General features: G+C 53.7%; 4 protein-coding genes, 2 tRNA genes and 2 rRNA genes. 2 read left to right on the top strand and 6 right to left on the bottom strand.

Going from position 1 to position 20,521, the window contains the following annotated elements; translation table 11 throughout:
* Nucleotides 1-37: 37 nt before the first annotated feature.
* The 4 genes from AC53GJ_RS01765 to AC53GJ_RS01750 form a co-directional block, all read right to left on the bottom strand.
* Nucleotides 38-2,920: ribosomal RNA gene (locus AC53GJ_RS01765) — 23S ribosomal RNA — on the bottom strand.
* A 190-nt stretch (nt 2,921-3,110) separates the two neighbouring features.
* Nucleotides 3,111-3,186 (bottom strand) — tRNA-Ala (locus AC53GJ_RS01760).
* Between the two features lie 229 nt (nt 3,187-3,415).
* Nucleotides 3,416-3,492, bottom strand: a tRNA-Ile gene (locus AC53GJ_RS01755).
* An 86-nt stretch (nt 3,493-3,578) separates the two neighbouring features.
* Nucleotides 3,579-5,103: ribosomal RNA gene (locus AC53GJ_RS01750) — 16S ribosomal RNA — on the bottom strand.
* Together the 16S and 23S rRNA genes with 2 tRNA genes alongside form the textbook arrangement of a ribosomal RNA operon.
* 825 nt (nt 5,104-5,928) lie before the next feature.
* On the opposite strand from AC53GJ_RS01750, the gene AC53GJ_RS01745 reads away from it, so the two are divergent.
* Nucleotides 5,929-6,393, top strand: a complete 465-nt coding sequence (locus tag AC53GJ_RS01745; RefSeq protein ID WP_496730811.1) for a hypothetical protein — start codon at nt 5,929-5,931, stop codon at nt 6,391-6,393.
* Nucleotides 6,394-6,446: 53 nt separating this feature from the next.
* Nucleotides 6,447-8,924 carry an ABC transporter permease gene (locus AC53GJ_RS01740; RefSeq protein ID WP_496730810.1) on the top strand — a complete coding sequence of 826 codons (2,478 nt, stop codon included), beginning with the start codon at nt 6,447-6,449 and terminating at the stop codon, nt 8,922-8,924.
* Nucleotides 8,925-8,984: 60 nt separating this feature from the next.
* Here AC53GJ_RS01740 and AC53GJ_RS01735 read toward each other — a convergent pair whose 3' ends face one another.
* Together AC53GJ_RS01735 and AC53GJ_RS01730 are read right to left on the bottom strand one after the other, a co-directional pair.
* Nucleotides 8,985-9,917, bottom strand: coding sequence for an arginase family protein (locus tag AC53GJ_RS01735; protein ID WP_496730809.1), 933 nt, complete (start codon nt 9,915-9,917; stop codon nt 8,985-8,987).
* A gap of 132 nt (nt 9,918-10,049) precedes the next feature.
* The gene (locus tag AC53GJ_RS01730) at nt 10,050-20,498 is read right to left on the bottom strand and encodes an amino acid adenylation domain-containing protein (protein WP_496730807.1); all 10,449 of its coding nucleotides are present in this window, start codon (nt 20,496-20,498) and stop codon (nt 10,050-10,052) included.
* Nucleotides 20,499-20,521 lie beyond the last annotated feature (23 nt).

The following is a 20,521-nucleotide window of genomic DNA, read 5'->3' as shown; positions in this document are numbered from 1 at the left end:
TAGTCGCACACTTACTGCAAAACAACTTGGGCGTTGTATGGTTAAGCCTCTCGGGCAATTAGTATGAGTTAGCTTAACGTATCACTACGCTTCCACACCTCACCTATCAACGTTGTGGTCTCCAACAACCCTTATGTGTACTCAAGGTACAAGGGATGACTCATCTCTTGGCCGGCTTCCCGCTTAGATGCTTTCAGCGGTTATCCGTTCCGAACGTAGCTACCGGGCAGTGCCATTGGCATGACAACCCGAACACCAGCGGTTCGTTCACTCCGGTCCTCTCGTACTAGGAACAACTCCAATCAATCATCCAACGCCCACGGCAGATAGGGACCGAACTGTCTCACGACGTTCTAAACCCAGCTCGCGTACCACTTTAAATGGCGAACAGCCATACCCTTGGGACCGACTTCAGCCCCAGGATGTGATGAGCCGACATCGAGGTGCCAAACACCGCCGTCGATATGAACTCTTGGGCGGTATCAGCCTGTTATCCCCGGAGTACCTTTTATCCGTTGAGCGATGGCCCTTCCATACAGAACCACCGGATCACTAAGACCTACTTTCGTACCTGCTCGACGTGTCTGTCTCGCAGTTAAGCTGGCTTCTGCCTTTGCACTAACCGTACGATGTCCGACCGTACTTAGCCAACCTTCGTGCTCCTCCGTTACTCTTTAGGAGGAGACCGCCCCAGTCAAACTACCCACCAGACACTGTCCGCAACCCCGATTAGGGGCCCACGTTAGAACATCAAACATGCAAGGGTGGTATTTCAAGGACGGCTCCATCGTGACTAGCGTCACAACTTCAAAGCCTCCCACCTATCCTACACATACAGGGTCAATGTTCAGTGCCAAGCTATAGTAAAGGTTCACGGGGTCTTTCCGTCTAGCCGCGGGTATACGGCATCTTCACCGCAATTTCAATTTCACTGAGTCTCTGGTGGAGACAGCCTGGCCATCATTACACCATTCGTGCAGGTCGGAACTTACCCGACAAGGAATTTCGCTACCTTAGGACCGTTATAGTTACGGCCGCCGTTTACCGGGGCTTCGATCAAGAGCTTCGCTTGCGCTAACCCCATCAATTAACCTTCCGGCACCGGGCAGGTGTCACACCCTATACGTCCTCTCTCGAGTTTGCAGAGTGCTGTGTTTTTAATAAACAGTTGCAGCCAGCTGGTCACTGCGACTCTCAGATGCTTACGGAGCAAGTCCTTCACACCCAAGAGCGTACCTTCTCCCGAAGTTACGGTACTATTTTGCCTAGTTCCTTCACCAGAGTTCTCTCAAGCGCCTTGGTATTCTCTACCTGACCACCTGTGTCGGTTTCGAGTACGGTCGACAAGTACCTGAAGCTTAGAGGCTTTTCCTGGAAGCGTGGCATCAACAGCTTCACCACCTTAGTGGCTCGTCTCGTATCTCAGTCTTAGGCGTCCGGATTTTCCTAAACACCCAACCTACATACTTTCACATGGACTACCAACGCCATGCCTGCCTAGCCTTCTCCGTCCCCCCATCGCAGTACTGTCGGTACGGGAATATTAACCCGTTTCCCATCGACTACGGCTTTCGCCCTCGCCTTAGGGGCCGACTTACCCTACCCTGATTAGCATGGGATAGGAACCCTTGGTCTTCCGGCGGGGAAGTTTTTCACTCCCCTTATCGTTACTTATGTCAGCATTCGCACTTCTGATACCTCCAGCATCCTTCACAAGACACCTTCTACGGCTTACAGAACGCTCCTCTACCACTTGCACATAGTGCAAGTCCACAGCTTCGGTGCATGGTTTAGCCCCGTTACATCTTCCGCGCAGACCGACTCGACTAGTGAGCTATTACGCTTTCTTTAAAGGGTGGCTGCTTCTAAGCCAACCTCCTAGCTGTCTATGCCTTTCCACATCGTTTTCCACTTAACCATGACTTTGGGACCTTAGCTGGTGGTCTGGGTTGTTTCCCTTTTCACGGCGGACGTTAGCACCCGTCGTGTGTCTCCCGAGTAGTACTCATTGGTATTCGGAGTTTGCAAAGGGTTGGTAAGTCGGGATGACCCCCTAGCCTTAACAGTGCTCTACCCCCAATGGTATTCGCTCGAGGCGCTACCTAAATAGCTTTCGAGGAGAACCAGATATCTCCGAGCTTGATTAGCCTTTCACTCCGACCCACAAGTCATCCCCTAATTTTTCAACATTAGTGGGTTCGGTCCTCCAGTTAGTGTTACCCAACCTTCAACCTGCTCATGGGTAGATCGCCCGGTTTCGGGTCTACACCCTGCAACTATTCGCCCAGTTAAGACTCGGTTTCCCTACGGCTCCCCTATTCGGTTAACCTCGCTACAGAATGTAAGTCGCTGACCCATTATACAAAAGGTACGCAGTCACCCCACGAAGGGGCTCCCACTGCTTGTACGTACACGGTTTCAGGTTCTATTTCACTCCCCTAACAGGGGTTCTTTTCGCCTTTCCCTCACGGTACTGGTTCACTATCGGTCAGTCAGGAGTATTTAGCCTTGGAGGATGGTCCCCCCATATTCAAACAGGATGTCTCGTGTCCCGTCCTACTCGTTTTCACTGATGAAGACTTTTCGTGTACGGGGCTATCACCCTGTATCGCGGCACTTTCCAGAGCCTTCCACTAATTCTTCACCAACTTAAGGGCTAGCCCCCTTTCGCTCGCCGCTACTAAGGGGATCTCGGTTGATTTCTTTTCCTCGGGGTACTTAGATGTTTCAGTTCTCCCGGTTCGCCTCGTATGACTATGTATTCATCATACGATACCAGATAAATCTGGTGGGTTTCCCCATTCGGACATCTGTGAGTCTAACGTCTCTTACCGACTTCTCACAGCTTTTCGCAGGTTAGCACGTCCTTCATCGCCTCTGACTGCCAAGGCATCCACCGTGTACGCTTAGTCACTTAACCATACAACCCCAAATTGTCTTGGAAATCGTAAGTTTGTGCTTAAGGTTCACAATAAAATTGTTGACCTTTATTTTTACTACTATCAGCTTGCCTAATTGTTAAAGAGCGTTGAGCATAAAGCTCAAAGATAAAGTCTCTAACCAGAGAGTTTGTCTTTGAGTTTTCAAACAGTAATTTCATTTCTTAAGAATGGTGGAGTTAAGCGGGATCGAACCGCTGACCTCCTGCGTGCAAGGCAGGCGCTCTCCCAGCTGAGCTATAACCCCATTTATCGCTTCGTTCTTTACTTTTATACTTCGCTTTTGTTTGCTCGCATCGTCAGTCATGTACATCAGTACACTCCTTCCTCATCTCACAAAGTCAGCTCGTCTAAAAGCAAACCACTCGCGTTAAATCCTTTCGGATTTAATGGTAATTTCGTTTTAGGCGAGGCACTTTGAACCGAAGCATACATTTGTATGTGAGGTTTAAAGTAACGAAGCATAAAGCGAAATTTGGTTGGTCTGAGTAGACTCGAACTACCGACCTCACCCTTATCAGGGGTGCGCTCTAACCACCTGAGCTACAGACCAGCCGTAACCGCAATGGTTCTTACTGTTTGCTCTACGTTACAATCAATCATCTGTGTGGACACTTCGAAACATCAGTTCGCTATAGGTAAGGAGGTGATCCAACCCCAGGTTCCCCTAGGGTTACCTTGTTACGACTTCACCCCAGTCATGAATCACAAAGTGGTAAGCGCCCTCCCGAAGGTTAAGCTACCTACTTCTTTTGCAACCCACTCCCATGGTGTGACGGGCGGTGTGTACAAGGCCCGGGAACGTATTCACCGCAACATTCTGATTTGCGATTACTAGCGATTCCGACTTCACGCAGTCGAGTTGCAGACTGCGATCCGGACTACGATACGCTTTAAGAGATCCGCTCACTGTCGCCAGCTTGCCTCCCTCTGTACGTACCATTGTAGCACGTGTGTAGCCCTACTCGTAAGGGCCATGATGACTTGACGTCGTCCCCACCTTCCTCCGGTTTATCACCGGCAGTCTCCCTAGAGTTCCCACCATTACGTGCTGGCAACTAAGGATAAGGGTTGCGCTCGTTGCGGGACTTAACCCAACATTTCACAACACGAGCTGACGACAGCCATGCAGCACCTGTCTTAGCGTTCCCGAAGGCACAATCGTATCTCTACAATCTTCGCTAGATGTCAAGAGTAGGTAAGGTTCTTCGCGTTGCGTCGAATTAAACCACATGCTCCACCGCTTGTGCGGGCCCCCGTCAATTCATTTGAGTTTTAATCTTGCGACCGTACTCCCCAGGCGGTCTACTTAGTGCGTTAGCTGCGCTACTCACAGTACAAGACCACGAACAGCTAGTAGACATCGTTTACGGCGTGGACTACCAGGGTATCTAATCCTGTTTGCTCCCCACGCTTTCGCACCTGAGCGTCAGTATCGTGCCAGGGGGCCGCCTTCGCCACTGGTATTCCTCCAAATCTCTACGCATTTCACCGCTACACTTGGAATTCTACCCCCCTCTCACGTACTCTAGTTGGCCAGTTTCAAATGCAATTCCCAGGTTGAGCCCGGGGCTTTCACATCTGACTTAACCAACCGCCTGCGTGCGCTTTACGCCCAGTAATTCCGATTAACGCTTGCACCCTCTGTATTACCGCGGCTGCTGGCACAGAGTTAGCCGGTGCTTCTTCTGCGAGTAACGTCAAAGTTAGCCGCTATTAACGACCAACCCTTCCTCCTCGCTGAAAGTGCTTTACAACCCGAAGGCCTTCTTCACACACGCGGCATGGCTGGATCAGGCTTGCGCCCATTGTCCAATATTCCCCACTGCTGCCTCCCGTAGGAGTCTGGACCGTGTCTCAGTTCCAGTGTGGCTGATCATCCTCTCAAACCAGCTAGGGATCGTCGCCTTGGTGAGCCATTACCTCACCAACTAGCTAATCCCACGTAGGCGCATCCGACAGCATGTGGCCCGAAGGTCCCACACTTTGGTCCGTAGACATTATGCGGTATTAACAGTCGTTTCCAACTGGTATCCCCCTCTGTCGGGTAGCTTCCTACGCATTACTCACCCGTCCGCCGCTAGGTCCGAAAACCCCGCTCGACTTGCATGTGTTAGGCCTGCCGCCAGCGTTCAATCTGAGCCATGATCAAACTCTTCAATTAAAAGTTTTTTCGCTACCTAAGTAGCTGCTCAGTATTACTGACTAAATATTTTACTATCTGGTCACTCATACTCAGTTAATTCGTTTTGCGAATCTCATGAATCGAGTGCCCACACAGATGATTGATTGCTAATTGTTAAAGAGCGTGTCGTTTTACTTAACGACGAAAGCCGTTGATATTCAACCACTTTCAGAATCTTTGGCGTTTGACTTTTTCGTTTTCGAATCCGTCGTCGCTGTCGATGAGGCGCATTATAGAGACTTCCAAACAGACCACAAGATCTTTTTGACAGAAAGATGATCGTTCGGACATATTTTGCACAAAACACGCTTTTTTGCTGAATTAATCAGCAGGAATGGCACTTCTGAGCAGTATTGCTGGCCGATCCGACCTTGCAGAAGGTCCGATACGCAGTTTTACCCCTACAACGCTGGATCCGTCCTGACTATATAAAGAGTGGTGGATCTGCAGATCCATCACTCTTTGTAATAACAGCTTGAACGTCCGATTCCGGAAAATCCGTCCGGAATCGGACGAAATAGCAATACCAGTTCTAGGCGTTGCCCTTTAACTTCGATAAATCAATAGATTAAATATTGGAATACAATTTGCTTCAATAAGCTGATTTATACAATTAATCGCCTGTCCAGCCGTACAGCTGCTTTTTGCCAGTTAATCATGCGTCAATGGCAAAGTGCTACCGCAGTTGCCTTTTGCGTCAGTCTACTGAGTTGCACTTGCTGAACGCAAAATCAGCCTCATAGCTGTAATTAAGACTTTAACAAGTTCAGGTGCGCTAAACCTTATCAGACATAAGAGACAGCCATGAAACAAACCATTCTGAATCCCAAGGACATCGCCAGGGTTTTTGCCACTGATGAAATGAAAACATACACCTTACGTGGCATCAATTTTGCTATTGCTATCGAACAAGCCAGCTCTTCCGGCTGCGCTAAATCTAATCTAGGATCTCTGCAGGGATTATTGAAGATGCCGACCAGTGGCAAATATCAGATCGAAGTAGGACAACAGCAACGCAGCGCCATTACCCGTGCTCTGGTGGATAAACCTGCCTTGTTATTAAGAGGTGGAGCTACAGATAATCTGGAGTACAAAGACGGGGATGCCGCCATGGACATGGCGCAGCAGTCTAATAAAGTAGGAACTGCTTTATCTATGCTGGCAAACGACCTCTATGTTACTGCGATGGCGACCCACAAACCTCACCTCCTTGATGGCAGAATTTTCGATCGGCATCAGGCTTCACCTGTAGTAACAGTCGCAATTTAACCCATGCCGGCCAGCAGCATAGGCTGCGGCAGATAAAAAGGAAGAAAGCAAAGATGCTCACGATAAAAGACTTCTCAAATGCGCTTTATGCACTGGGTCGCGCCAAGGGATACGCTGCGACTGTTATCATCACATTAGCTGTAACTTTAGGGACGTTACTGGCAACGTTCAACCTGAACTATACCCTCATCGCGGCGCCTTTACCTTATGCAGATGAAGACCGGCTGATAGTCAGCAAAACCCCTTATTTTGTCAACAATGAACGTCTTTACGATGATGGGGCACCGATGCAGTTATTACCGGCCATTTATCAGCGTGACAAAACCACATTCGAAAACACAGCTCTGGTCGGCTATTCATATACCGGAATGTCGTTACGAGACAAAGCCGATAGCCCCAAGATCCTGATTGCTTATACAACTCCAGGCTATATGCAGATGTTTCAGATGCCTATCCTGCACGGCAGAGCCTTTAGCGCTGATGAAGATCTCAATACGCATACAGCAGTCGCGATCCTCAGTGAGCACATCTGGCGTAAACACTACAATGCAGATCCAGCCATGGTCGGTAAAAATATTCAGGTTGCTCAACATCAGTTTAAAGTGATTGGTATTGCAGCTGAAAGTTTTGTCGAACCGCGGCTGATTGGTCCGAATCGGAGTAACGATCTCTGGCTGCCATGGGACTTTAACCCGGATCCTTGTGTTCAGGGGTTGATCGCGCGTAGCTGCATGGTCGGATGGCACTTTATGTTAGGTAAACTCAAAGCCGCAGGTCAGCATCAGCAAGTTGCACAACAACTGAGTGCGGAGCTGAATGCCCTGTTTAAAGATTCTGTCAGTGACAGCCAAGCGGCCAGCAATGACAGTATTACCTTCGAAGCACAACCGTTACGGCAAACATTAGTCGGTGACAGTGAAAGTAAGACGTTATGGCTCTTTGTCGGCAGTTTGGTGTTGCTCTGTATCGCCAGTGCCAATACGTTGAACCTGGTGCTGGCCAGAGCTGTGCGACAGCAACGTTCGATGGCAATACAGGCGGCATTAGGTGCACAGAAAAAGCATATTTTCATCCACGTTTTTGCCGAAATGCTAATTCTGCTATTACTGACTCTGCTTTTTGCTTTGGCCGTGGCCCATGCTCAGTATCAGTTACTGCAACAGGTCGCGGAGATCTATTTACCACGCGTTACAGAATTACAACTCAATCTGCCGACCTTATTGTTTGCGACCATGATGACATTGAGCCTTGGCTGCACATTTGCTTATCTGGTGGTACGGCAAATTAATTACAGGTTTTTAAACCGTCAGTTACAGAGCAGTGGTAAGGGCAGTGGTTTACAAATATCAGCGCTGGTCCGGCAGTTATTGATCATCAGTCAGGTCACGCTGACAGCTGTATTGCTGGTCGCGTGCATGATGGTGATGCAACAAGCTATCGGTAAGCTGAACCAGTATATTGGTTTTAACACCGACCGCATTTATCAGGTTGACCTTGACGAATTAATGCAGGAGATTGCCCCAGAAAATATGGCCGCCCGCCGGTTGGAAAAAAAACGCGAACTGACCGAAATTCGCGATTTATTGGCACAACACCCGGCAGTGAGCTCAGCATCCGTTGCTAACTATGCGCCGGCGAACTTTGACGGTGTGTATGGCAGTGGTAGTTGGTATAAATCAGCGGAAGAAAGCGACGAAAACTTAGTCATGGGACGTGTCACAGATACTGATCCAAATTTCCTGCCAATGTTTGATATCAAAATCCTAAGTGGTCGGAATTTTACGCCACAGGAGTTTACCGAAAACACTGCGGTGCTACTGGTCAACCAAAGTTTCGCTAACACAGTCTGGCCAAATCAACAGGCTGTAGGCCAGCGGTTGTATGGCGCTCGCGGCAGAACATGGGATGTGATTGGCGTTGTCCCAGACTTTAACTTGACTGATCAATATTCAGCAACTGAACCCTTGCGCGCATTCAGTGCACGCACTACAGGCGATTATGGGGGCACACTGTTATTTAAGCTTAAACCAGGCATGCACCTGACCAAAACCGAGATGAACAACCTGCTTACTCAGGTATCTTTGAGGTATCGCACTGCCGAAATCTTCAGCCTGGAACAAAATGTTAAAACAATTCAGTTTGCCGATTACTTAGCTGCAGGCGTCACTATGTCGTTGTCAGCGATCACTGTATTTCTTGCTGCAGTTGGTATCTATGGTGTTTTAAGCTACAGCGTACAGCTGCGTCGCTACGAATTGGGAGTGAGGATGGCAATTGGCGCTCGCCCTGTCACCATTTTAATGCAACTGTTACGGGAAAATATTAAACCAGTGTTGATCGGTTTTCTTGCCAGTATGCTGTTACTGGTGGTTCTCTGGTTTGCCGTACAAGCGTCATCTTTTAAGATTGAATTATCAGCACAAGGATTCTTACTGCCATTTCTGATGATTCTGCTGTTAACGACCATAGTGTCGTTGTTGTCCGTGTGGTCAGTGATCAGAAAACCAGCGATTTATGCGTTAAGAACCTGATGCAGGGATGGCACAGGAACTCCTCAAGGCGGTTCCTGTGCCAGTGTAAAGCGTCACAATTTAGCTCTCAGTCGGCATCATAGCGCCCATCAGCTCTGGGATCACGGCTGTAAGTAAACGCTGCAGAACTGCGGCTGTTTGCCCTTGTTCATCAAGGACAGGTGCAAACTCGGAGATCTCAAATAACTGCGCACGGGGATCAGCCAGAAAAATTTGCAACAAGGTTCTGACTTCTGTTTCCAGCAGACCTGCGACCACTGGCGTGCCGGTTGCTGTGGCAATTGAGGCGTCCAGGGCATCGATATCAAAGGATACATAAAGCAAATCGAGCTCCGATAAATGCCGCAACGCTTTTTGCGCGATCACGGCAGCACCTGTCCTCCTCACTTCAGTCGCAGTAAAAGCACATATTTGACGACTTTCCAGCAATTCCCATTCTGCCTCTTCCAGATCACGGATACCAATATATACCAGATCGTCCGCCTTGATGCTGCCAGCACATAACGCTTGTGTTGCTTGCCATAACGGGATATCTGTCTGCACCGGCTCTGATGACAGCAAAGCGCCCAGCGGCATCCCATGCAAATTACCGCTGGGAGTCGATGCCGGTGAATGAATATCCGCATGTGCATCGATCCAGATAACCCCAAGACGCTTTTCAGGAAACGCCGCTTTCAGACCGCCGATAGCAGCACAGGCACTGGAATGATCACCGGTCACTAACAACATTTTTTGTTGTGAATTGCTCAGAAAGAACTGTCGCACGCTATGGTGTAATTCAGAGAGCAGTGGCTGGATGACCTCTATCCGCCTGGCATTAGGCCATGCTTCGTGCGAACTCAGCGGTCCGGGTTTCAGTCGTTGCCACATGTTTAAGTCAGGAGATAACCACTGCCTGATATGTTCTGGTCCGGCAGCTGCACCGGCCACAGCGCCTCCCAAATCAGATTCCACCAGCACGAGCTGGCAGTGATCATGATTGAATTTTGTCATCTGTCGATTCCTGTGATAAATAAGCCTGTAACTTCAGATACAGGCTTGAATTTTTATTATTGGTTAAGGTACGAAGCTGAGCTGCAGATCAGCCTTCTTGCTTCACCGTGGCCGTAACTGTCTAGTTGCTGATTACTCCGCAACTAGAAGACGTTGCTGATGAACAAGATCTTTAGATCCCTGCTGCAGTTGTTGCCATTGACTGCAGATACTGACAGCACCTGCATCTCTGAGCATCTCAAAATGATCACCTGGTACTGAACTTATTTGCAGTGTGGCCGGTAACCAAAGTGCCCAGCCATAGTCTGGCAAGGTTGGATCCGCGAATTCTGACTTTAGCAATAACAATTTCGCCTTACCCACGAATGGTGTTGCCTGATAAGTCCGGTAAGCTATTAGGTGCGCTTTGTAGACCTGAAAAAATCTGCGGAACCATGCCGGTTCGAACATCACACCATGAGTGGCCAACAACTGCAGCGTCGAATTGACCTGATCTGTTTCTGTGATATCTGTCAACCTGATTGCGGGTTCAGCAACTGACAAACCACGGTTTGATAATAAAACAGTGACAATTTGAGCCAGCAGACTTTCATCATCAGCCATAGGTTGATCTGCCATAAGCTGCGGTGCCATGCTATCGAGCAAAGTCAGGCTGGCCACTTGCTGACCAAGCTGACATGCCATTTCAAAAGCAACGACCCCACCAAAGGAGTGCCCCATCAGATGATAAGGCCCTTCTGGCTGCACTGCTTTTAAGATGGCAATATTCTGACTGGCGATAGCCGTAACCGAATCCAGTGGTTCAGCATCTGTCATTAATCCTGTAGCTTCCAACCCATATACCATCCGGTTTGGTCCATAGTGCTGTGCGACTTGCTGTAAAGAAAACACATGTCCGCCTGCGCCGGGAACAACAAACAAAGGTTGCTGTTCCTTCCCATGGTTCAACGAAATCAGGCACGATTCCTGTGATGGCATTTCGCCTGTCGCCGTAGTCAAATACTCAGCGATAGCTGCGATAGTTGCAGTTTCAAACAACAGACGGTAAGGCAATTGTCGTGCAAATCTTTGACTTATCAGGGCAACCAATCGTGTTGCCAATAACGAATGGCCGCCCAGCGTAAAGAAGTTATCCTGTCGGCCAACCACCGGGACACCAAGCAATTGCTGCCAAATCTCTGCCAGTTGCTGCTCCGTTGCTGTCGCCGGGGCTTCATACTCCGCCAGTTGGCCGCTTAAATCGACCGCAGGCAGCGCCTTGCGATCAATCTTGCCATTGGCACTTAACTTAAACTGGCCAACCTGCACCAGCCAGCTCGGCACCAGATGCGCTGGCAAACTCTGACTTAACCGCTGCCGTAATGTCTCCACTGCCAGGTCCGCCGCCTGGTAATACCCCACCAGCACCTGATGCCCCGTACTATCGCGCTGAGCACTCACCAACGCCACCTCGGCACCACAACGCTGCAACGCCGCTTCTATCTCACCCGCTTCGATACGGTACCCACGGATCTTCAACTGGAAGTCATTGCGTCCCAGGTACTCCAGTGCACCCTCCGCCCGGTAGCGCACTAAATCACCCGTCCGGTACAATCGCCCCGCCCCAAACGGATTGGCAATAAACCGCTCCTCCGTCAGTGCCGGCCGGTTCAGATACCCCCGCGCCAGACCTGCACCGGCCACATACAATTCACCCACCACCCCAACCGGCACCCGCTGTAACTGGCTGTTCAGCACGTAACAACGCCGATTTGGCAATGGCTTGCCTATCGGTAACCCCGCATCAGCCGTCACCGGCCCTAACGCCCATGTCGTACTGAACGTCGTATTCTCCGTCGGGCCATACCCGTTAATCACCTGCAGCGCCGGGTGTCGCTGCTGCATCTGCTGCACCGACTGCGGATTGACCACATCCCCACCCACCAGCAGATAACGTAGCGCCGGCAGCGGCTGTGTTAATTGCTGCACAAACACATCAAATAACCCCGAGGTCAGCCAGGCCGTATTCACCTGCGCCTGCCGCATCCCCTCCATCAGCGCCACCACATCCGCCGCCTCCAGATGCATCACCAGCCGACCGCCGTGTAACAGCGCACCCCACCATTCAAACGTCGCGGCATCAAAACTGATCGGCGCATTTCCAAGCATCACCGTCTCACGCCCCAGACCGGCATAATCCCCAGGCAATACCAAGGACACAACATTCCGATGCTCCACCACCACACCCTTCGGCTGGCCGGTTGAACCTGAGGTGTAAATGACATAAGCAGCATCCCTACACTGGCTCTGACACTCGGGCGCTGTCACCGGCTGCGCCGATACCGCAAGATCTGCAACATGCAGTAACCGGGCAGCCACGGCTCCCAACGCCGCTACCCCTGCGTCATCACACAACACCACCGACAACTCTGCATCCGCACAGATATACCCCAGCCGCTCCGACGGATACGCCACATCCAGCGGCACATAAGCGCCACCAGCTTTGAGCACCGCAAGCACTGACACCACCAGTTGCAGACTACGCTGCTGACAAATCCCCACCCGCGTGTCTGCGCCTACCCCGTATGCCGCACGCAGATGATGTGCCAGTTGGTTCGCCCGGCGCTCCAGCTCCGCATAACTGAGCTGTTCGTCGCCACACACCACCGCCACCGCCGCCGGCGTCTGCGCCACTTGCTGCTCAAACAGCTGCTGAATGCACAACTCAGCCGGATACGCCACCGCCGTCTCATTCCAGCGCTCCAGCTCCGCCACTTCAGATGCATCCAGTAACGCCAACCCATGCACTGATTGCTCTGGCGCTGCTAAGGCTGCACTGACCAGCCGGTTAAAATGCACCGCCATCCGCTGAATACTCACCGCACTAAACAACTCCGTGCTGTACTCCCAGCTCAGTAACAGCTCCTGGTCTGTTTCCGCCACATTCAGCGTCAAATCAAACTTCGCACTGCGCCACTCATCTTCCAGCGCCGTTAACTGCAAACCCGGTAACGAAAGCTCCGCCGTTTCATTGTTCTGCAGTACCAGCATCACCTGAAATAACGGATGATGACTCAGACTCCGCTCCACCTGCAGCACTTCCACCAGCTTCTCAAACGGCACCTGCTGATGGGCATACGCACCCAGACAGGTCTCCCGGCTCTGCCGCACTAAATCCTGCACACTCGCCTGCGCATCCACCCGGCTTCTGAGCACCAGCGTATTGACAAAGAAACCGATTAACCCTGCCACTTCCGCCTGCTCCCGGTTCGCCACCGGACTGCCCAGCACAATCTCCGTTTCATTGCTGTACCGCGCCAGCAACGCACTGAACAGCGCATGCAAGCCCATAAATAACGTCGCACCTTCGGCCTGACACCACTGCTTCAACTGCGCTGTCACCGCTGCGTCCAGCACTGTCTGCACGCTGCCGCCGGCAAAACTCTGCTGCTTCGGTCGGGCATAGTCCAGCGGTAAACTGTGCAGCACCGGCACATCCGCCAGTTGCTGTTGCCAGTAATCCAGTTGCTGCGCCAGTACCTCACCCTGCAGATAATCGCGCTGCCAGCGCGCATAATCGCTGTATTGCACCGGTAACGGCGCCAGCCCGGCCGCTGTCCCCGACACTGCGGCCCGGTACAGCTGGGCAAACTCTTGCACCAGCACCGCCATCGACCAGCCATCCGACGCAATATGGTGCATATTCGCCACCAGCACATGCTGCTGCTCGCTTTGTTTAATCAGGCTGGCACGCAGCATCAGATCCCGGCTTAAATCAAACGGCTGCGCCAGCATGGACCCCACCAGCGCCTGCACGGCAGACTGCTGTGCCGCCCCTGTCAGCGTCGACACATCTTCCACTGCTAGCTGGATCACTGCATCTGCCTGTACCTGCTGATACGGCTCACCGGCGCTGTCTTGCAGGAAGACGGTGCGCAGCACCGCATGCCGCGCCACTATCTGCTGCAATGCACTGTGCGCCGCCGCCACATCCAGACTGCCGTCCAGTTGCAATACCGCTGGCATATGATAATGGCTGCTGCCGCCATCAATTTGATCAAGCACCCACAACCGTTGCTGCGCAAACGACAACGGCAACGGCCCTTGCTGCGAGCTGGCTGCGATGGCCGGTACCGCCTGCCCCTGCTCCGCTGCATCCAACAACGCCGCCTGCATTGCTAATACACTGTGCTCGAACAAGTGCCGCAATACCACACTCACCCCCAGCTGCTGCCGGATCTGACTGGCCAATCGTGTTGCCAGTAACGAATGGCCGCCCAGCGTAAAGAAGTTATCCTGTCGGCCAACCACCGGGACGCCAAGCAATTGCTGCCAAATCTCTGCCAGTTGCTGCTCCGTTGCTGTCGCCGGGGCTTCATACTCCGCCAGTTGGCCGCTTAAATCGACCGCAGGCAGCGCCTTGCGATCAATCTTGCCATTGGCACTTAACTTAAATTGGCCAACCTGCACCAGCCAGCTCGGCACCAGATGCGCTGGCAAACTCTGACTTAACCGCTGCCGTAATGTCTCCACTGCCAGGTCCGCCGCCTGGTAATACCCCACCAGCACCTGATGCCCCGTACTATCGCGCTGAGCACTCACCAATGCCACCTCGGCACCACAACGCTGCAACGCCGCTTCTATCTCACCCGCTTCGATACGGTACCCACGGATCTTCAACTGGAAGTCATTGCGTCCCAGGTACTCCAGTGCACCCTCCGCCCGGTAGCGCACTAAATCACCCGTCCGGTACAATCGCCCCGCCCCAAACGGATTGGCAATAAACCGCTCCTCCGTCAGTGCCGGCCGGTTCAGATACCCCCGCGCCAGACCTGCACCGGCCACATACAATTCACCCACCACCCCAACCGGCACCCGCTGTAACTGGCTGTTCAGCACGTAACAACGTCGATTTGGCAATGGCTTGCCTATCGGTAACCCCGCATCAGCCGTCACCGGCCCTAACGCCCATGTCGTACTGAACGTCGTATTCTCCGTCGGGCCATACCCGTTAATCACCTGCAGCGCCGGGTGTCGCTGCTGCATCTGCTGCACCGACTGCGGATTGACCACATCCCCACCCACCAGCAGATAACGCAGCGCCGGCAGCGGCTGTGTTAATTGCTGCACAAACACATCAAATAACCCCGAGGTCAGCCAGGCCGTATTCACCTGCGCCTGCCGCATCCCCTCCATCAGCGCCACCACATCCGCCGCCTCCAGATGCATCACCAGCCGACCGCCGTGTAACAGCGCACCCCACCATTCAAACGTCGCGGCATCAAAACTGATAGGCGCATTTCCAAGCATCACCGTCTCACGCCCCAGACCGGCATAATCCCCAGGTAACACCAAGGACACAACATTCCGATGCTCCACCACCACACCCTTCGGCTGGCCGGTTGAACCTGAGGTGTAAATGACATAAGCAGCATCCCTGCACTGGCTCTGACACTCGGGCGCTGTCACCGGCTGCGCCGATACCGCAAGATCTGCAACATGCAGTAACCGGGCAGCCACGGCTCCCAACGCCGCTACCCCTGCGTCATCACACAACACCACCGACAACTCTGCATCCGCACAGATATACCCCAGCCGCTCCGACGGATACGCCACATCCAGCGGCACATAAGCGCCACCAGCTTTGAGCACCGCAAGCACTGACACCACCAGTTGCAGACTACGCTGCTGACAAATCCCCACCCGCGTGTCTGCGCCTACCCCGTATGCCGCACGCAGATGATGTGCCAGTTGGTTCGCCCGGCGCTCCAGCTCCGCATAACTGAGCTGTTCGTCGCCACACACCACCGCCACCGCGGCCGGCGTCTGCGCCACTTGCTGCTCAAACAGCTGCTGAATGCACAACTCAGCCGGATACGCCACCGCCGTCTCATTCCAGCGCTCCAGCTCCGCCACTTCAGATGCATCCAGTAACGCCAACCCATGCACTGATTGCTCTGGCGCTGCTAAGGCTGCACTGACCAGCCGGTTAAAATGCACCGCCATCCGCTGAATACTCACCGCACTAAACAACTCCGTGCTGTACTCCCAGCTCAGTAACAGCTCCTGGTCTGTTTCCGCCACATTCAGCGTCAAATCAAACTTCGCACTGCGCCACTCATCTTCCAGCGCCGTTAACTGCAAACCCGGTAACGAAAGCTCCGCCGTTTCATTGTTCTGCAGTACCAGCATCACCTGAAATAACGGATGATGACTCAGACTCCGCTCCACCTGCAGCACTTCCACCAGCTTCTCAAACGGCACCTGCTGATGGGCATACGCACCCAGACAGGTCTCCCGGCTCTGCCGCACTAAATCCTGCACACTCGCCTGCGCATCCACCCGGCTTCTGAGCACCAGCGTATTGACAAAGAAACCGATTAACCCTGCCACTTCCGCCTGCTCCCGGTTCGCCACCGGACTGCCCAGCACAATCTCCGTTTCATTGCTGTACCGCGCCAGCAACGCACTGAACAGCGCATGCAAGCCCATAAATAACGTCGCACCTTCGGCCTGACATAGCTGCTTCAACTGCGCTGTCACCGCTGCGTCCAGCACTGTCTGCACGCTGCCGCCGGCAAAACTCTGCTGCTTCGGTCGGGCATAGTCCAGCGGTAAACTGTGCAGCACCGGCACATCCGCCAGTTGCTGTTGCCAGTAGTCCAGTTGCTGCGCCAGTACCTCACCCTGCAGATAATCGCGCTGCCAGCGCGCATAATCGCTGTATTGCACCGGTAACGGCGCCAGCCCGGCCGCTGTCCCCGACACTGCGGCCCGGTACAGCTGGGCAAACTCTTGCACCAGCACCGCCATCGACCAGCCATCCGACGCAATATGGTGCATATTCGCCACCAGCACATGCTGCTGCTCGCTTTGTTTAATCAGGCTGGCACGCAGCATCAGATCCCGGCTTAAATCAAACGGCTGCGCCAGCATGGACCCCACCAGCGCCTGCACAGCAGACTGCTGTGCCGCCCCTGTCAGCGTCGACACATCTTCCACTGCTAGCTGGATCACTGCATCTGCCTGTACCTGCTGATACGGCTCACCGGCGCTGTCTTGCAGGAAGACGGTGCGCAGCACCGCATGCCGCGCCACTATCTGCTGCAATGCACTGTGCGCCGCCGCCACATCCAGACTGCCGTCCAGTTGCAATACCGCTGGCATATGATAATGGCTGCTGCCGCCATCAATTTGATCAAGCACCCACAACCGTTGCTGCGCAAACGACAACGGCAACGGCCCTTGTTGCGAGCCGGCTGCGATGGCCGGTACCGCCTGCCCCTGCTCCGCTGCCTCCAACAACGCCGCCTGCATTGCTAATACACTGTGCTCGAACAAGTGCCGCAATACCACACTCACCCCCAGCTGCTGCCGGATCTGACTGGCCAGTCGTGTTGCCAGTAACGAATGGCCGCCCAGCGTAAAGAAGTTATCCTGTCGGCCAACCACCGGGACGCCAAGCAATTGCTGCCAAATCTCTGCCAGTTGCTGCTCCGTTGCTGTCGCCGGGGCTTCATACTCCGCCAGTTGGCCGCTTAAATCGACCGCAGGCAGCGCCTTGCGATCAATCTTGCCATTGGCACTTAACTTAAACTGGCCAACCTGCACCAGCCAGCTCGGCACCAGATGCGCTGGCAAACTCTGACTTAACCGCTGCCGTAATGTCTCCACTGCCAGGTCCGCCGCCTGGTAATACCCCACCAGCACCTGATGCCCCGTACTATCGCGCTGAGCACTCACCAATGCCACCTCGGCACCACAACGCTGCAACGCCGCTTCTATCTCCCCCGCTTCGATACGGTACCCACGGATCTTCAACTGGAAGTCATTGCGTCCCAGGTACTCCAGTGCACCCTCCGCCCGGTAGCGCACTAAATCACCCGTCCGGTACAATCGCCCCGCCCCAAACGGATTGGCAATAAACCGCTCCTCCGTCAGTGCCGGCCGGTTCAGATACCCCCGCGCCAGACCTGCACCGGCCACATACAATTCACCCACCACCCCAACCGGCACCCGCTGTAACTGGCTGTTCAGCACGTAACAACGTCGATTTGGCAATGGCTTGCCTATCGGTAACCCCGCATCAGCCGTCACCGGCCCTAACGCCCATGTCGTACTGAACGTCGTATTCTCCGTCGGGCCATACCCGTTAATCACCTGCAGCGCCGGGTGTCGCTGCTGCATCTGCTGCACCGACTGCGGATTGACCACATCCCCACCCACCAGCAGATAACGTAGCGCCGGCAGCGGCTGTGTTAATTGCTGCACAAACACATCAAATAACCCCGAGGTCAGCCAGGCCGTATTCACCTGCGCCTGCCGCATCCCCTCCATCAGCGCCACTACATCCGCCGCCTCCAGATGCATCACCAGCCGACCGCCGTGTAACAGCGCACCCCACCATTCAAACGTCGCGGCATCAAAACTGATCGGCGCATTTCCAAGCATCACCGTCTCACGCCCCAGACCGGCATAATCCCCAGGTAATACCAAGGACACAACATTCCGATGCTCCACCACCACGCCCTTCGGCTGGCCGGTCGAACCAGAGGTGTAAATGACATAAGCAGCATCCCTGCACTGGCTCTGACACTCGGGCGCTGTCACCGGCTGCGCCGATACCGCAAGATCTGCAACATGCAGTAACCGGGCAGCCACGGCTCCCAACGCCGCTCCCCCTGCGTCATCACACAACACCACCGACAACTCTGCATCCGCACAGATATACCCCAGCCGCTCCGACGGATACGCCACATCCAGCGGCACATAAGCGCCACCAGCTTTGAGCACCGCAAGCACTGACACCACCAGTTGCAGACTGCGCTGCTGACAAATCCCCACCCGCGTGTCTGCGCCTACCCCGTATGCCGCACGCAGATGATGCGCCAGCTGGTTCGCCCGGCGCTCCAGCTCCGCATAACTGAGCTGTTCGTCGCCACACACCACCGCCACCGCCGCCGGCGTCTGCGCCACTTGCTGCTCAAACAGCTGCTGAATGCACAACTCAGCCGGATACGCCACCGCCGTCTCATTCCAGCGCTCCAGCTCCGCCACTTCAGATGCATCCAGTAACGCCAACCCATGCACTGATTGCTCTGGCGCTGCTAAGGCTGCACTGACCAGCCGGTTAAAATGCACCGCCATCCGCTGAATACTCGCCGCACTAAACAACTCCGTGCTGTACTCCCAGCTCAGTAACAGCTCCTGGTCTGTTTCCGCCACATTCAGCGTCAAATCAAACTTCGCACTGCGCCACTCATCTTCCAGCGCCGTTAACTGCAAACCCGGTAACGAAAGCTCCGCCGTTTCATTGTTCTGCAGTACCAGCATCACCTGAAATAACGGATGATGACTCAGACTCCGCTCCACCTGCAGCACTTCCACCAGCTTCTCAAACGGCACCTGCTGATGGGCATACGCACCCAGACAGGTCTCCCGGCTCTGCCGCACTAAATCCTGCACACTCGCCTGCGCATCCACCCGGCTTCTGAGCACCAGCGTATTGACAAAGAAACCGATTAACCCTGCCACTTCCGCCTGCTCCCGGTTCGCCACCGGACTGCCCAGCACAATCTCCGTTTCATTGCTGTACCGCGCCAGCAACGCACTGAACAGCGCATGCAAGCCCATAAATAACGTCGCACCTTCGGCCTGACACCACTGCTTCAACTGCGCTGTCACCGCTGCGTCCAGCACTGTCTGCACGCTGCCGCCGGCAAAACTCTGCTGCTTCGGTCGGGCATAGTCCAGCGGTAAACTGTGCAGCACCGGCACATCCGCCAGTTGCTGTTGCCAGTAATCCAGTTGCTGCGCCAGTACCTCACCCTGCAGATAATCGCGCTGCCAGCGCGCATAATCGCTGTATTGCACCGGTAACGGCGCCAGCCCGGCCGCTGTCCCCGACACTGCGGCCCGGTACAGCTGGGCAAACTCTTGCACCAGCACCGCCATCGACCAGCCATCCGACGCAATATGGTGCATATTCGCCACCAGCACATGCTGCTGCTCGCTTTGTTTAATCAGGCTGGCACGCAGCATCAGATCCCGGCTTAAATCAAACGGCTGCGCCAGCATGGACCCCACCAGCGCCTGCACGGCAGACTGCTGTGCCGCCCCTGTCAGCGTCGACACATCTTCCACTGCTAGCTGGATCACTGCATCTGCCTGTACCTGCTGATACGGCTCACCGGCGCTGTCTTGCAGGAAGACGGTGCGCAGCACCGCATGCCGCGCCACTATCTGCTGCAATGCACTGTGCGCCGCCGCCACATCCAGACTGCCGTCCAGTTGCAATACCGCTGGCATATGATAATGGCTGCTGCCGCCATCAATTTGATCAAGCACCCACAACCTTTGCTGCGCAAACGACAACGGCAACGGCCCTTGTTGCGGATCAGCAGCCGTTATTTTAACAGTCGTCTGAGCCTGCAGTTTTTGTTGTCGTAAATACTGCACAATTTCAGCTTTATGCAGAACTAAACGTTGTTTCAGTTCGTTCGATAAACCACCGCTGCGGGACTTGTAAGCAAGTCGATCATCATTTAAATAGACCAATATCCCTTCCGCAGAAGCAGATAATAAAATTTGCTCAACAATCATATAATTTTCTCTTAAAATCACTA

This window comes from Rheinheimera sp. B2H12, assembly GCF_059620065.1.
This window is presented reverse-complemented; position numbering and strand designations above follow the sequence as displayed.